Here is a 13479-nt window from a genome sequence, read left to right on the forward strand (position 1 = left end):
AAAAGTAGTGGGGATAGTTTGGTTTCGGTTATCTTTACACGCCAATTGATTGTCATTTGACGACGGTTTTTTTTGATAGCCCATGGATTTACGAACCCAATTTATATCAACGCTAAAAGCCTATTGCAGTCTTAGGGACCTTGCATTGGAAGAACCCTTTTTGTCCAAGCTGACCAATGATCATTATGTGCCGACGATGAAAGAATGGGATATCCTTTGGAAAGAGATTGAACATGGTTCCGGGGATGAACTTTTCGGGCTTCACCTTGGGGAATCCATGCAGTTGACCGCCTTGGGCATCGTGGGCCATATCATTTCCACTAGTAATACGGTAGGTGAGGCATTGATGATCGGAGCGTCCATGGTTTCCTTGGTGGCCGAGGGGTTTCATATCGGTTCCGAAGTGGTGGGGGAGACGATCAAGGTGGAGTTGGGCAGTAGTGGGGAAATGGCTGCACAATACCCGTATTACCACAAGCATATGCAGGATTTTCTTGGGGCTCTGCTCATCCATGAACTGGATGGATTGATCGTGGATAAGGTATGCCCGCTGCGCATATCTATGCCTTTTGCCGAGAGCACTTTGGATGAATATTGTCGGGTGCTGCGTTGTGGCGAGCACCAGTACGCCGAAAGCATTTCCTTTATGGTTGATGTCCAACTATTGGGCATTCCTGTCATTACCTCAAATTATAGGATGCAACAGTATCTGCTGGCCTTGTTACGGGAAAGACCCGGAGTGGACCGGCTTGGGGAGGAACCCCTGAAAACTAGGGTGGCCGCTTATATCATGAACAATTCCTATTTAAGGATATTGTCCATTGATGATGTGGCCGCAAATTTTAACCTGAGTTCCAGATCGATGCAAAGGAAACTCAAGGATGAAGGCAGTTCGTTCAAGGAAATTGTGGACAATGTTCGAAAGGAGCTGGCCATGGAATACTTGAAGGACAAGAACAACCAGGTGAAGGATGTGGCCTATTCGTTGGGATACAATGAGTCGAGCGCCTTTGTGCGGGCCTTTAAAAGATGGACCGGCACAACACCTTCCCTATATTTTTCATGAGCCATTACCGCTGTGCAGGTTTTTTGCACTTTTAATTCGATATAATATCTGGAAATGCTTCCGATTTTGTCTATGGTTGGTGGATGGTCTCGGTCCGGGCCTTTAACGGTTCGGGCGATACCCAAACGCCCACCAAGATCAATCTAGTCTTTTTCTGGCTGATTCAGATACCCTTGGCCTATCTACTCGCTCTGGAATTCGAATGGGGCTATTCCGGGATGTTCTGGGCCGTAATTGTCTCCGAGACCGGTGTTGGAATCTTTATCTTATGGCCCTTTTCAAGGGGAAAATGGAAAAACCGTGAAGGTTTAATCCAGAACGTGACCTACTTGTCACGGTCCAATCTTCCGATCATTGATGTTATGGGTCGGGGAACTAGTTCCAATTGTCTATCTTGATGTCATCGGGAGAGGGGCTGCCTTCACCGGTTTCGACCAGATTTTTGAGACTCAACAAGAATATGGCCCATTTCATACTGCAGTGTGCGGTGAATTCCACGGCTTCCTTCCAGTTCCTGTGGCCAAAGAGAACGATGGTATGGTCCCCTTCCGCATGTAGGTCGAACACCGCATCTGTACCTATCCATTCCTCTGGTCCCCCGGTAAAGTGCCAATGTACCTTTTTATCCTGTTCTAGGGCCTTCACGAACATGTCCATGCTGCCTATCTCTTTCCCTTCCTTTGAATTGAATTGAACACGGATGGTTTTTCCCACGGCTGAGTTGCCTGTGGTGGACCGGGTCCACCAAGATGCGACGCCTTCAACCGATGCCAATGCTTTGTATACTTCTGAAATTGGGGCCTTAATGCCCACTCTATGAATGATGTCTGTCATTTTATTGTTTTTTTGGTTGAGCCACTATTTTTTTACATGAATTCAATGATCCGGTTTTTACGAATTACTGTTGGAGCCAAAAGTACTATTGAATAATACTGCCAGAGAGTTGTTAAATGGACTTTGTGACAGGTTGATTTGGACATACTATCCTGTTATCTTTACAAAAAGAAACCATGAAACAGTTGGCCATTATAGTACCGGAAGGCGAGAACAATCTGAGCAGTATTGTGGGACCCTATAAAATTTTTTCAAGGGCCAATGCCCATTGGAGGGAGCGGGGCAAAATAAAATTGTTCGATATCCACTTGGTGGGAACCTCCAAAGAAGTGGATTTCTATGACGGGCTTTTCTGCGTTAGGCCCCGGGTCGATATGGCAAAAATGGAAAGGGCCGATCTGATTATCGTCCCATCGCTCAACCACAATTATGAAGCGGCCATCGAGAACAATCGTAAACTTATCCATTGGCTTAGGGAACGGTATAATAAGGGTTCGGAAATTGCGAGCATATGTACCGGGGCATTTCTTTTGGCCGAGGCCGGCCTGTTGCATGGCAAGACCTGCTCCACACATTGGGCGGCTTCGCCCGATTTAAAGCAGAGGTTTCCCACAGTGGACATAAGGACCGAAAAGCTGATTACCGATCAGGACGGGATCTATACCAATGGGGGTGCCTATTCCTTTTTGAACCTGATGCTCTATCTGGTGGAGAAGTACTATGATCGGGAGACGGCGATTTTCTGCTCCAAAGTGTTCCAGATCGAAATGGATCGGCAGAGCCAGTCTTCCTTCATCATATTCAAGGGCCAAAAAATGCACGGTGACGAATTGGTAAGGGAGGCCCAAGCCTACATTGAGGGGAACACACATGAAAAAATTTCCATTTCAGACCTGTCCTCAAAATTTCCGGTCACCCGCAGACAGTTCGACAGGAGATTTATCAGGGCCACGGGAAATACTCCTTTGGATTATGTGCAAAGGGTAAAAATGGAAGTGGCCAAAAAAGAGCTCGAGACCACGCGCAAGACCATCAGTGAGGTCATGTATGGAGTGGGGTATGCGGATGAAAAGGCTTTCCGTGATGTATTCAGGAAAGTGACCGGGTTGACCCCTTTGGACTACAAGAATCGGTACAACAATGAAATGGCAAGCTTAAATTGATTCTTCCTGTTTGAGGTCTTTTGCCATAGAGTGGATTGAATCGTATCCGATTAATGGCTTAATTTGGCAGAACCGCCCCTTGTAACCGCCGTTATCACACCCTTTTTTTGAACAATACCCAGCTATCTTTGTTTCATATGACAATAACACCGTAGGAATCCTACATGTCCGATTTGTTCTATGTCGAACGAACCAAATTTTGGAATTTTATTTTTTTAAGCAACATACAACAACCTAAAAAACAATTTATCATGAAGAAAAACAAGATCATCTTTTGGGTAGCTACCGTAATCATTTTCCTTTTTGAGGGACTTATGCCATTGGGCACCCTGGTGTTCGCTCCCGAATACGCTACCGCAGGTACCGAACCATTGGGGTATCCTGACTACTTTGCCCATGCCTTGATTATTTGCAAGGTATTGGGGGCAACAGCACTGGTCATTCCCAAACTGCACCCTATACTAAAGGAATGGGCCTATGCAGGACTGACGTTCAATTTGGTTTTTGCCCTTATAAGCCATGCCGCAGTGGACAAGAACATCGGCTACATGGCAATGCCCATTGTGATCGGTGCTATTCTCGCCGTATCGTACATATACAATCGCAAAATCAAGGCCAATGGCCAAGACGGACGATAGAACGGTTGACGAATACCGCAAATAATCATCAAAAAACGAACGACTTTATACATTTAAAATTAAGAAAAATGGAAGTAACCAAAATCACAGTAAGTAACACCATCGAGGCCGGTAGATCAAAGGTCTGGGAGTATTGGAACCAACCGGAACACATTACCCAATGGAACTTTGCCGATGATTCCTGGCACTGTCCAAAGGCTGAGAACGATTTAAGGACAGGCGGAAAACTCCAATCGAGAATGGAGGCCAAGGACGGCAGTTTCGGATTTGATTTTGAGGCCATCTATGACCAAGTGGTCAAACACGAAAAAATCGCATATACGATGACTGACGGTAGAAAGGCCGTTACCACGTTTGAGGATACGGATGGTAAGACCAGACTCACGACCACTTTCGATGCGGAAAGCCAAAACCCAATCGAAATGCAAAAAGATGGTTGGCAGGCCATCATGGACAATTTTAAAAAGTATGTGGAGAACTAAAGCAAAAGACAACGACAAGAGTCACGATACCTTATGATTGCAGCCATCCCCATCCCCTGACTTAACACCATCTTGGCCAAAAGGAAGATGAAAGTGAGTGACAAGACTGATGGCCTTTGCGATGTGCACAGATGTATAAGGGAATCAAAGGCCCATACTAAAGGAGATATATTTATATATTGTGGACAAACGGAAATTGAGTATTGAGATCAGATGATACCGAAGCAAATAAGGATTTCGCCCAGATTGGAAGCGGTTGTCAAAGCATTGCCATTGCGGCCGGGAATGCGAGTGCTGGAAATCGGCTGTGGTCCAGGGCCTGCTGCACGGGCCGTGGCCCATTTGATCGGATGGCCATTGACCGATCCGAAAAGGCCATCGTACAAGCTGAAAGAAATACCAGGGAAGAAATCAATTTCGGTCATTTGGAGTTTCGGCAGGTGGCCATTGAGGACTTTGAGCTTGAACCAGGGGAAGAACACTTCGATCTCGCCTTTGCGATCCGGGTGGGCGCCCTTGACGGTAGGCATCCGCAGATAGGTCAAAAAGCCCTTCGTCAAATCGCAAAGGCTCTAAAGCCTGGTGGGAGGTTGTATATAGATGGCGGGAATCCCTTGCGGGAGATAGCAATAGCCAATTACCGATAAAATATTTCAATGTTAAACAGATCATGGCCCATAACCTATAAAAAGCCGTTGTTCCTACATTGGGAGATATCTTGCGTCTTTTTGAACAATCCGATGTTCGCCAATGCGAACCTGGTGCCACGGCTTGGGACAGGGAAAAATTGATCGGTGTTTCCCATTGTCTCATTGATTTTTGCTATTGTTGCTATCTATTCGATCTGATCCTTACAAATCTCAATAGGGTTTTCCCTATTGCAAGATCAACTTTGATCTGGAAGACTGTTATTCTATTTTGAGAATTGAGCAACAAGGTAGTGGTATTGAAACGGACTGATCATTGGGGCGATCAAAGGATTGGGGCATGAAATCGAAGTGTTGCCGGATGGCCCTGTGGTAAAGCGTGGTTCAAAACAATGAATTTTAAGGGTATGGAATTTACCGAGACCAAAATCCTGAACAAAAGACAAAAAAGGGATATAATTTTCTTGTGGAACCAAGAGTATCCCAAGAAATTGCAATTACCTACATTGGTTGACTTTGAAAGCTATTTGCAAGGACTTGGGGATAAAAACCATATCATACTGACCGACGAGACCAACTCAGTTCGAGGATGGCTCATGTACTTTATACGGGATGGGGAACGATGGTTCGCCATGTTGATCGATGCTTCGCAACAAGGGAAGGGATTGGGGTCAAAATTCTTGAATTTGGCGAAAAGGCGAAACAAGGAACTTAACGGTTGGGTGATAGATAATGACAAGGAGACCAAGGAGAACGGCCATAGCTACAAATCACCGATCGGTTTTTATCAAAAGAACGGTTTTGAAATTTTAGATGAGATCAAATTGGAGAAAAAGGAAATAAAAGGAATCAAGGTAAGATGGAAAAAGGACGGGACAATAGAAAGGTGATATTGAACCTGGCCGTCTCACTGGACGGCTACATTGAAGGACCGAACGGCGAAATCGACTGGCTCACTTTTTCCGAGGAAACCGGAAAAGTGTTGCACAGCTTTCTTGAAGAGATAGACACCATACTATATGGTCGTATCAGTTACGAAAAGTGGGGCACATATACTCCCGAAAGTGATAGCCCGGATTTTGAGAGGAGTTTCTACAAAAAGACGGGCAACATGTCCAAATATGTGTTTTCGTCCACTAAAAATAGGTTTGATGGTCATCCAAATGTGGTACAGTCCGAAATCAAAAGGGCCATTGGGCAATTAAAACAACAAGAAGGGAAGGACATTTGGCTTTATGGAGGGGCAAGACTGATAACGACCTTTTTCAACCTGGACCTGATCGATGAACTAAGGCTGGCCGTTAGTCCCATCATTCTAGGTGAAGGCAAACCCTTGTTCAATGGGATATCGGACAGAAAAAAATTAGAGCTGGTAAAATCGGAGAGCCACAAATCGGGTATGGTGTCGTTGACATATCGAACAATACGTTAGAATGAACAATGGCTAAAAATCCTATAAAATATGCATGGGGCCTACCCGCCTTGTTCTGTTTGGTGATATTGGTTTCCTGTGGCACTGCCAAACAGGAGGAGTGTATCGATGTATCCAGAATAAGTGATGGCCCCTGTACAATGGAGTATGACCCTGTATGCGGATGTGATGGCAAAACATATGGAAATCCCTGTCAGGCAGAGAGAAGTGGTGTCACCTTATGGGAACAAGGGGAATGTGGAACCAAGAAACAATGATGTCAATATGGTAAGCCTGCGAACCTTTCGGGAATACAAGGACATCGACCTGCCAAAACGGTTGATGAAGTACATTCTCATTTGGTGCTCACAGGGTCGGGCAACAGTGGTGGTCGATGAGAAGCAACTGGAGGTACAGGGCAATTCGGTGCTGACAATTACCTCTGGACAGATCCATTATTTCAAGGATTTTACCAATGCCCAAGGCTATATTTTAGAATTTACCCTTGACTTTTTTTGCAAGACCGATAGCGACATTGAACTTATTTTCCAAAACGGACTGTTCTGCCATTTTGCGATGAACGAGGTAATTCCTCTAAGGGGGGATTACAGGTTTTTGGAGGAACAGATGCAGAGCATTGGAACGGAAATCAAGGAAGAGCCCTACCAACACTTGATCTCGATCCATTCCAGGATTGAACTGATCTTGGTGGAGATCAACCGTTCCAAGATAGAAAGGGGCGATGAAGTATGGAGGCCCGATGCCCTGTTCTTGAAGTTTCTGGAGTTGGTACGGTCCAGTTTTCAGCACAATTACCCGGTGAGCCGTTATGCTGAACTACTGGAGACAACGGAAGCCAAGTTGAACGAACAGGCCAAGCTGCATGCGGGCAAAACGGCCCAGAACGTAATATACGGGCTTACGGTATCCGAGGCCAAACGCCTGTTGACCTATGAAAAGCTCATTGTCAAGGAAGTGGCCTACAAATTGGGCTTTGCCGATCCATTTTATTTTTCGAACTTTTTTAAAAAACATGCGGGCAAGTCGCCGAAAGCGTACCAAGCAGACCATGCCCTATAAATATGGTTAAAAGGATGTGCAAGTGTTTTTCAATCACGAATCGACCATCCAATAAATGACAGGCAAAATGAAAAAGGACAAGAGCAGGAATGAACCGGAAGGGCATGGACAAAGCCCATTTTCCCAAACCTATTTCCACGGCACAAAGGCGGACTTGAATCTGGGAGATCTTATAGGGGTCGGTCTAAACTCGAATTATGGACAAAGGAGTAAAGCGAAATACGTTTATCTGACCGCCACCTTGGATGCGGCCATTTGGGGAGCGGAACTTGCACTGGGCAACACCAAGGAAAGAATCTATCTGGTGGAACCGACGGGCCCTTTGGAGAATGACCCCAATGTCACGGACAAGAAGTTTCCAGGCAATCCGACCCAATCCTATCGCTCGGAACATCCCTTTAAGGTAGTCGGCGAGGTCACCAAATGGTACGGACATTCAAAAGAGCAGGTGCAGGCCATGAGGGATGGTTTGGATAAGCTTAGGGAACAGGGCATAGGACCCATTGAAGACTGAATGCGGTAGGGAGGAGATGATATCCATGTCGGATTCGTTCCATTGCTGTTTTGGTATTTGGGCTAGTTTCGGCACATTTCAACAATCTAGAAAAACAACTGTTATGGGACCAAAAGTATTTATCAACCTACCCGCCAAGAACCTTGATAGGTCCATGAAGTTCTTCCAGAATCTGGGTTTTGATTTCAATCCCCGGTTCACCCATTGAGGACGAATTTGTCTGGACCATGCGAAATGTAGGCATTGACTATATCCTGCTCGGGTCGGATTTCCCGTAACTTACTTTAACGCAGGCTGTGGAAGCCTTGGAGAAATTACCGCTGACAGCGGAGGAAAAGCAGAGGATTCGTTTTAAAAATGCCCAGAGGTTGCTTTTTCCGGCAGAAGAACGACCCTTCTGGAAATATTACATGTTTATTCCAAAATTGTCCATTCCTAAGGTTTTTTTTGTGCTATACATTTGTCTCATAACAATTTAAACAGATTTATTATGAGTACGAATATCTTTGATTATATCGTCAACAGCCACAAGATGGAATGGCAGCCGCTGATCGAAAATGGGATACATTACAAGGGAGTCTTTGTAAAGTCACTCCGGTATGATGAGAGCACCAAACGCTCCCCGTCCATACTGCTGAAATTTGAACCAGGAGCATCCTATCCCTATCACAACCATCCCGGGGGTGAGGAACTTTTTATGCTCAAGGGGAGCTGTAAGGTGAACGAAGCGTTTTTGGAGGCCGGAGATTATCTTTATACCCCAACGAATTATAAGCACGGGGTAACCTCTGAAAATGGATGCGAGTTCATGCTGAACATCCCACAGGAGGTGGAGATTCTATAATGTGGACCCAATGTCGGTTCCGTTCTATGAATTTTTCCCCACCTATCCTATTTTACACGTTTTGTTGTATGCCCTGTTCTGGAGAAAAGGAAGGTGAACATTTTGGAGTTTCCGACCAACTTGGGTCTCAAGGTGATGGTATCTCAAAAGGAGCTAGGCGTTGAGGAGCTTCCAAGTTGGCTTCGGGAACACGGGCTTGACCAAAGTATACGGCTGAACCATATTGCCTGATTGGAACCTTTCTTCTATGGACGGGAGATTCATTTACCTTTTTTAACATTAGATCCAGACTCAAATATTGGGGTCGGACGGTCTATTTACTACAATTGAGGGACTAATAAAACGATTTTTAATTCAAGGTGAAATGAAAGCGTAGGGTTTAATCTACAACCCAACCGATGGAAGGGCAAGCAATACAGGAGAATTTCATACTTACTTCTGTACATTGATGGGAGTGGAATTCATTGAATTTTGGGCAAAAATTGGGCAAAATGAAAAAAGGAGCCAACAACTTAAATCGTGTTGACTCCTTTATTTACTTGTGACCTCGGCAGGATTCAAACCTCATTCCGCAAGCCCTATATTTAAAGGATTTTTAAGACCTTACAAAAACTGTTGACCGAATTACTGTCTTTTAATTTGGTCGTAATTCTTGATGATTCAACTTTCGATATAAAGATAATAATTTTAAATGTTTGAAATAACCTCAAACAAGAGTAAGCCCATTTTGAAATAATTAGAATCCTGATAAGTCATTGGTCAGTTTTGAAGCCTTGAGTCTTACCTTCAACTTTTGCGATTGGTCCGTATCGGTTTTTTGCGGTGTGTGGAAAGATGTTAATCAACAGCTTCTAATAAACAAAAACCACTGAATTTATTGATGGCTTGGTAGACCAAAGAAAGGTATTTGGGTTTTCACGCTCGCGTGAAAAATCGAATAGCAAGAGGGTGATGCGCAAATTGCGCCATTACGGTTGTTTTAAGGTCTTCAATAAGTTGAAAACCAGTCAATTGACAAGATATTGGAATACTGCACAAAATCAGGGCCTACAGTAGACTTTTCCGAAATCTACAGTAAATCCTTTGGGAAGCCCTAGAAACACTGCGAATTTTTGACGAAAAAATTGACGCAATTTGATGAAAAAACAAAATTGGGACCATGGAAAAGCAATCTAAAGCTTAAAATAACGGAATGGAGATTGGAACGATATAAAATTGAGGCCAACAAACCATCGGATTACTTCAAATGATGAGAAGAGTATATCGAATTAATAGGTAAAATTGCCTCGCTCAGTAGTATTAGTTTTAGTAAGGTTTGGGACGCTTGCAGCACTCCACTTCGTTGCGTTCGCTTATGGGTGAATTTCAAGTTTCATCCTCTTTGCTGTATAAAATCAATTTTTAATTGGAACATTTCTGCCATTTTTGTGGCTTTGAACTTAGCTTCCTCCGCTTTGTTTCCTGAGAAGTTTTCGTCAACAGTTTCAAAGAACAAATGTTTCCATCTATCAAAGTGTTTGGCATTCACAGGAAGCTTTGCATGGGGAGCAAAAGGACTACCTTGATAGGGTTGTTCTTTCAAAAGTACCGTTTGCCAAAAACGATACATCTTTTCCAAATGAGCAGGCCAACTATCTTTTATGACACCATTGAATATATCGGCCAATAATGGATCCTTTCTAACCTTTTCATAGAATTGGTCGACCAACTGTTTTATCTCTTTCAGGCTTAAGATTTCTTTTTTTTGCACAAATTTTTTAAGTCTTTGCTATTATATAATGTGAGCAATAATGACCAACGAACTGAAAATAACACTTAATATCAAAAGATTGAATGTATACAACGGTTTTAATTGAGCCAATACTGCTCCGTTAAAGGCCATGCAGAAAATGGTGATGAAAAAGAGAAGTACCATTTTCAAGATCATATCTAGGGCTCCCATCAACAAGAACATGGCCGCCGCAGAACCAAGGCAGCTTTGTGCGATAATGGCAATGGTAGAATAACCAAGTTGCTTATTTTTAAATTCACGGAATGCCAGTTTGTACATGTTATTCCATCCATTTGCTTTATGTTCAGACCTCGAATGTCTCATTGAAATTGTTGTTGAATTTTCCATGATTCTAGTTTATATAGCTTTCTATTTACTTTTTAAAGGGCATTAAATAACCCAATGGTCATCCTGCTTTATTAAAATCAGTTGGTTAACACTTTGGTTTCCAATACTTCTGACTTGGGGAAAAGAATATTGTTTTCCAAATGAATATGTCGATGGAGGTCGTCTTCAAATTCCTGAAGTAGCGAAAAGGTTACTCTATAGGTATTGCAGGCATCGGAGGGTGGTGTATAGTCATTGCTCAAATGGGCGATTTTTCTAAATCGCTCTCCCTCATTGTCATGTTCGTTCATCATCATTTTTATAGGATTCTTTACGGTTCCAAAATGGGGTGGCTCCACCGTTGAATCGTTTAAATTGCCACTTGACATTTTACGAATCCAAGGGAATAGGACCAATTCTTCTTTTTTCATGTGCATTGACAATTCTCCCGCGGAAGCATTAAAATATTCCAAAATATCAAGTAATTCAGGATGGCGCTCTCCGTGAACCCTGCAAAGTTTGTTCAGGTACTGTTTTAGAATCGGAATTTGTTGCTCTACATATCGATGGTGCTTCTTTTCGATATAATCAATTAATAGATCTAAAGGCCATGATTTGAAGTTGGGTTGGTCACCCTGTTCTTGATTTTGCACCAAATCAAGTTCTTCGGTCAATGTTTCCAAATCCAGACCCTTTTTATCGGCAACTTCCTGAAGTGTGCGATTGCCTTTACAGCAAAAATCAATTTTATGATTTTTAAAGACTTGGGCAGTACGGTAGTCTTGTGCTACCATTTGTCCGATTGTTTTCTCGATTATATGATTCATAATATTTCGATTTTTAATGTTGATTCGTTAAGAGGATAAAATTGTCCTTTATTAGTATAATTTTTTTTAACGTTTTAAAAAGGTCATTCCAATCTCTAGTCCAGTAGCGAGCTCAAAAAGACTGGTACTTTTAAGCATACGGCTTAGGTCAGTTCTAATGTCTACGAATTTGTCGTGCAAAGGACAGGGTTTTTGTGCATCACATTCTTTTAGTCCAAGCCCGCAACCCTTATAGATTTTATCCCCATCGATTGCCTTGACAATCATGTTCAATTTTACATTGTCCATTTCCTCTCTATCAATTTCAAAACCGCCAGTGGGTCCTTTTACCGAATTCACAATATTGTTCCTGGTAAGTTGCTGCAGGATTTTGGCCGTAAAGGCAATGGGGGAATCAATTTCCTCAGCGATTTCGGTAACACTTACACGCCTTCCATCCAAGGATTGCAGCGCAATATAAACCGAAGCACGTATACCATATTCGCAAGCTTTAGAAAACATCATTAGCAATTAATCTTAATACAAAGATAATCTTTTTATTTAAATAGGATAAAATTGTCCTTTATTATTTTTATTGGGGAGAATCCTACCAATCTAAGATAAATTCTCACCTCAATTTCATGCGGGATCATTATGTAATGACCAAGATTTCCTCCAGTTTTGAACCAGCATAAAGGAAAGCCCCACGATAATTAAAAGACTGAAAACAGCCAATACTATTGTTTGCCCTTTAATTGGGCTCCACTGCTGCCAAGCAGCCAAACCCTTGTAGAATATTAGAATTTCTGTTAAGATAAATCCTAACATATACAACAGATATGATTTTTGGGAAATTCGAAACAACTTTAAATAATCCATAAGAAAGAATAGACCTATACTAACAACCCCTAAAAAGGTCAAGTGCAAATAACCAATGGTCAAATCAAGAATGGTGGCCGCCATATTGGAGAAATAGGGGAGTACGGTCAATAGCTGTAAAACTATTTTTATTGACACCAATATGATCACCGACATCAATAGCGAGGATTGCATTTTTGACATGGATAATTCAGAGCGTCGAAGCTTTATTATTTGCCATAAACAAGCAAATGCATATAGTTGTGAAATTGCTCCGACGCCAGCAAGAGTATAAAACCAAAAAGAGGGCTTTGTCCAAAGAGTTGATAAGAAAAAAGTGAAGGTAATGCCCACGTTGAGACTCAAGAAAAAGCGGACGAAGGTTTTTTTGGAAATTTCCAACACATATTGTTCCCAAACAAAAAGGAATAACCCAACCAGGGCAAGGATCATCCACCCATTGTACTGAAAATGCAGGTAAAAATAAATGGACAGTCGATACCAGATTGACTGAGGCCCTATGCTGTTCATAATAGCTCCCAAGGCCCAAGGCCCCAAACTGGAAATCACCATATAGATTAGGGCGGCTTTTACACATTTCAGCCCCTTGCTATGTTTGTATTTTGGGTCGATGTTTTTCCAGAAATGATGAACGTAAACGTAGGATACAATCAAGAACAGCGTAGAAAAAACAATGGAAAAGAGGGCATACCCTTGAAATGGGAAGCTCAACAGCATACCGACCAATGTGACTTGAGTGCACCAAAAAATACGTTTGTAGGTTCGGTTGGATTTCTTTTTTTCCAAAAAGCAAAAATGTAACAAAGTGGTCAAAGCAACATATACCCAACCCAATAGGGCTATGTGCGAATGCCCATGGACAACAAACTTATAATTGAAATTAAAGCCAAGAATAGGGTAGAAGCGCAGCAATAAGCCAAGTATGGCTGCCACGAGAAAATATACCATGGCAACTTGGAGATGCGATCGATATGATTTATCCTTCACTTTAAATATTTTGAAAAAATGTCTTAATCA

Annotated in this window: 17 protein-coding genes; 11 read left to right on the forward strand and 6 right to left on the reverse strand. The window is 42.6% G+C overall.

From position 1 onward, the window contains the following. The first annotated feature begins 82 nt into the window (after nt 1–82). Nucleotides 83–1066, forward strand: coding sequence for an AraC family transcriptional regulator (locus tag D2V93_RS07975; protein WP_119619089.1), 984 nt, complete (start codon nt 83–85; stop codon nt 1064–1066). A gap of 375 nt (nt 1067–1441) precedes the next feature. Here the strand turns inward: D2V93_RS07975 and D2V93_RS07985 are convergent, their stop codons facing one another. Next, nucleotides 1442–1900, reverse strand: coding sequence for an SRPBCC family protein (locus D2V93_RS07985; RefSeq protein ID WP_119619090.1), 459 nt, complete (start codon nt 1898–1900; stop codon nt 1442–1444). Between the two features lie 176 nt (nt 1901–2076). Here D2V93_RS07985 and D2V93_RS07990 point away from each other — a divergent pair, with 176 nt between their 5' ends. The 10 genes from D2V93_RS07990 to D2V93_RS08035 all read left to right on the forward strand — a co-directional run bounded on the left by D2V93_RS07990 (nt 2077) and on the right by D2V93_RS08035 (nt 8679). Continuing rightward, complete coding sequence (locus D2V93_RS07990; protein WP_119619091.1) at nt 2077–3063, forward strand: GlxA family transcriptional regulator; 987 nt, start codon at nt 2077–2079, stop codon at nt 3061–3063. 251 nt (nt 3064–3314) lie between these two features. Then, nucleotides 3315–3701 carry a DoxX family protein gene (locus tag D2V93_RS07995; protein ID WP_119619328.1) on the forward strand — a complete coding sequence of 129 codons (387 nt, stop codon included), beginning with the start codon at nt 3315–3317 and terminating at the stop codon, nt 3699–3701. A gap of 68 nt (nt 3702–3769) precedes the next feature. After that, on the forward strand, nt 3770–4183 hold the full coding sequence (locus D2V93_RS08000) for an SRPBCC family protein (protein WP_072878757.1): 414 nt from the start codon (nt 3770–3772) through the stop codon (nt 4181–4183). A gap of 203 nt (nt 4184–4386) precedes the next feature. Then, nucleotides 4387–4830, forward strand: a complete 444-nt coding sequence (locus D2V93_RS08005; protein WP_220473631.1) for a methyltransferase domain-containing protein — start codon at nt 4387–4389, stop codon at nt 4828–4830. A gap of 392 nt (nt 4831–5222) precedes the next feature. Then, the gene (locus D2V93_RS08010) at nt 5223–5720 is read left to right on the forward strand and encodes a GNAT family N-acetyltransferase (protein ID WP_119619092.1); all 498 of its coding nucleotides are present in this window, start codon (nt 5223–5225) and stop codon (nt 5718–5720) included. After that, nucleotides 5690–6262: a dihydrofolate reductase family protein gene (locus D2V93_RS08015; protein ID WP_072878760.1), complete on the forward strand. Its 573-nt coding sequence runs from the start codon at nt 5690–5692 to the stop codon at nt 6260–6262. Before D2V93_RS08010 ends, D2V93_RS08015 begins: the two co-directional genes overlap by 31 nt. 140 nt (nt 6263–6402) lie before the next feature. Next, a complete protein-coding gene (locus D2V93_RS18835; protein ID WP_245978167.1) occupies nt 6403–6519 on the forward strand; it encodes a Kazal-type serine protease inhibitor family protein in 117 nt (38 codons plus the stop codon). A 64-nt stretch (nt 6520–6583) separates the two neighbouring features. Beyond that, a complete protein-coding gene (locus D2V93_RS08025; RefSeq protein ID WP_245978169.1) occupies nt 6584–7321 on the forward strand; it encodes a helix-turn-helix domain-containing protein in 738 nt (245 codons plus the stop codon). A gap of 67 nt (nt 7322–7388) precedes the next feature. After that, a complete protein-coding gene (arr, locus tag D2V93_RS08030; protein ID WP_119619330.1) occupies nt 7389–7835 on the forward strand; it encodes an NAD(+)--rifampin ADP-ribosyltransferase in 447 nt (148 codons plus the stop codon). Nucleotides 7836–8325: 490 nt separating this feature from the next. After that, nucleotides 8326–8679, forward strand: coding sequence for a cupin domain-containing protein (locus D2V93_RS08035; protein WP_119619094.1), 354 nt, complete (start codon nt 8326–8328; stop codon nt 8677–8679). 1372 nt (nt 8680–10051) lie between these two features. Here the strand turns inward: D2V93_RS08035 and D2V93_RS08040 are convergent. The 5 genes from D2V93_RS08040 to D2V93_RS08060 form a co-directional block, all read right to left on the reverse strand. Next, on the reverse strand, nt 10052–10429 hold the full coding sequence (locus tag D2V93_RS08040; protein ID WP_119619095.1) for a group III truncated hemoglobin: 378 nt from the start codon (nt 10427–10429) through the stop codon (nt 10052–10054). A gap of 21 nt (nt 10430–10450) precedes the next feature. After that, nucleotides 10451–10798 (reverse strand): hypothetical protein, encoded by a 348-nt coding sequence (locus D2V93_RS08045; protein ID WP_119619096.1) that lies wholly within the window; start codon nt 10796–10798, stop codon nt 10451–10453. Between the two features lie 77 nt (nt 10799–10875). Next, nucleotides 10876–11604: an iron-sulfur cluster repair di-iron protein gene (gene ric / locus D2V93_RS08050; protein WP_182849969.1), complete on the reverse strand. Its 729-nt coding sequence runs from the start codon at nt 11602–11604 to the stop codon at nt 10876–10878. A 66-nt stretch (nt 11605–11670) separates the two neighbouring features. Beyond that, nucleotides 11671–12105 (reverse strand): RrF2 family transcriptional regulator, encoded by a 435-nt coding sequence (locus D2V93_RS08055; protein WP_119619097.1) that lies wholly within the window; start codon nt 12103–12105, stop codon nt 11671–11673. Nucleotides 12106–12222: 117 nt separating this feature from the next. Further along, nucleotides 12223–13449 (reverse strand): hypothetical protein, encoded by a 1227-nt coding sequence (locus D2V93_RS08060; RefSeq protein ID WP_119619098.1) that lies wholly within the window; start codon nt 13447–13449, stop codon nt 12223–12225. Between the last annotated feature and the right edge of the window lie 30 nt (nt 13450–13479).

Source organism: Flagellimonas taeanensis (assembly GCF_003584105.1).
In the GTDB taxonomy this organism is placed as follows: Bacteria; Bacteroidota; Bacteroidia; order Flavobacteriales; family Flavobacteriaceae; genus Flagellimonas; species Flagellimonas taeanensis.

What these genes read in the sequence shown, in the direction of transcription:
- D2V93_RS07975 (WP_119619089.1), top strand. Translation starts at nt 83, where the DNA reads ATGGATTTACGAACCCAATTTATATCAACGCTAAAAGCCTATTGCAGT.
- D2V93_RS07985 (WP_119619090.1), bottom strand. Translation starts at nt 1,900, where the DNA reads ATGACAGACATCATTCATAGAGTGGGCATTAAGGCCCCAATTTCAGAA.
- D2V93_RS07990 (WP_119619091.1), top strand. Translation starts at nt 2,077, where the DNA reads ATGAAACAGTTGGCCATTATAGTACCGGAAGGCGAGAACAATCTGAGC.
- D2V93_RS07995 (WP_119619328.1), top strand. Translation starts at nt 3,315, where the DNA reads ATGAAGAAAAACAAGATCATCTTTTGGGTAGCTACCGTAATCATTTTC.
- D2V93_RS08000 (WP_072878757.1), top strand. Translation starts at nt 3,770, where the DNA reads ATGGAAGTAACCAAAATCACAGTAAGTAACACCATCGAGGCCGGTAGA.
- D2V93_RS08010 (WP_119619092.1), top strand. Translation starts at nt 5,223, where the DNA reads ATGAATTTTAAGGGTATGGAATTTACCGAGACCAAAATCCTGAACAAA.
- D2V93_RS08015 (WP_072878760.1), top strand. Translation starts at nt 5,690, where the DNA reads ATGGAAAAAGGACGGGACAATAGAAAGGTGATATTGAACCTGGCCGTC.
- D2V93_RS18835 (WP_245978167.1), top strand. Translation starts at nt 6,403, where the DNA reads ATGGAGTATGACCCTGTATGCGGATGTGATGGCAAAACATATGGAAAT.
- D2V93_RS08025 (WP_245978169.1), top strand. Translation starts at nt 6,584, where the DNA reads ATGAAGTACATTCTCATTTGGTGCTCACAGGGTCGGGCAACAGTGGTG.
- arr (WP_119619330.1), top strand. Translation starts at nt 7,389, where the DNA reads ATGAAAAAGGACAAGAGCAGGAATGAACCGGAAGGGCATGGACAAAGC.
- D2V93_RS08035 (WP_119619094.1), top strand. Translation starts at nt 8,326, where the DNA reads ATGAGTACGAATATCTTTGATTATATCGTCAACAGCCACAAGATGGAA.
- D2V93_RS08045 (WP_119619096.1), bottom strand. Translation starts at nt 10,798, where the DNA reads ATGGAAAATTCAACAACAATTTCAATGAGACATTCGAGGTCTGAACAT.
- ric (WP_182849969.1), bottom strand. Translation starts at nt 11,604, where the DNA reads ATGAATCATATAATCGAGAAAACAATCGGACAAATGGTAGCACAAGAC.
- D2V93_RS08055 (WP_119619097.1), bottom strand. Translation starts at nt 12,105, where the DNA reads ATGTTTTCTAAAGCTTGCGAATATGGTATACGTGCTTCGGTTTATATT.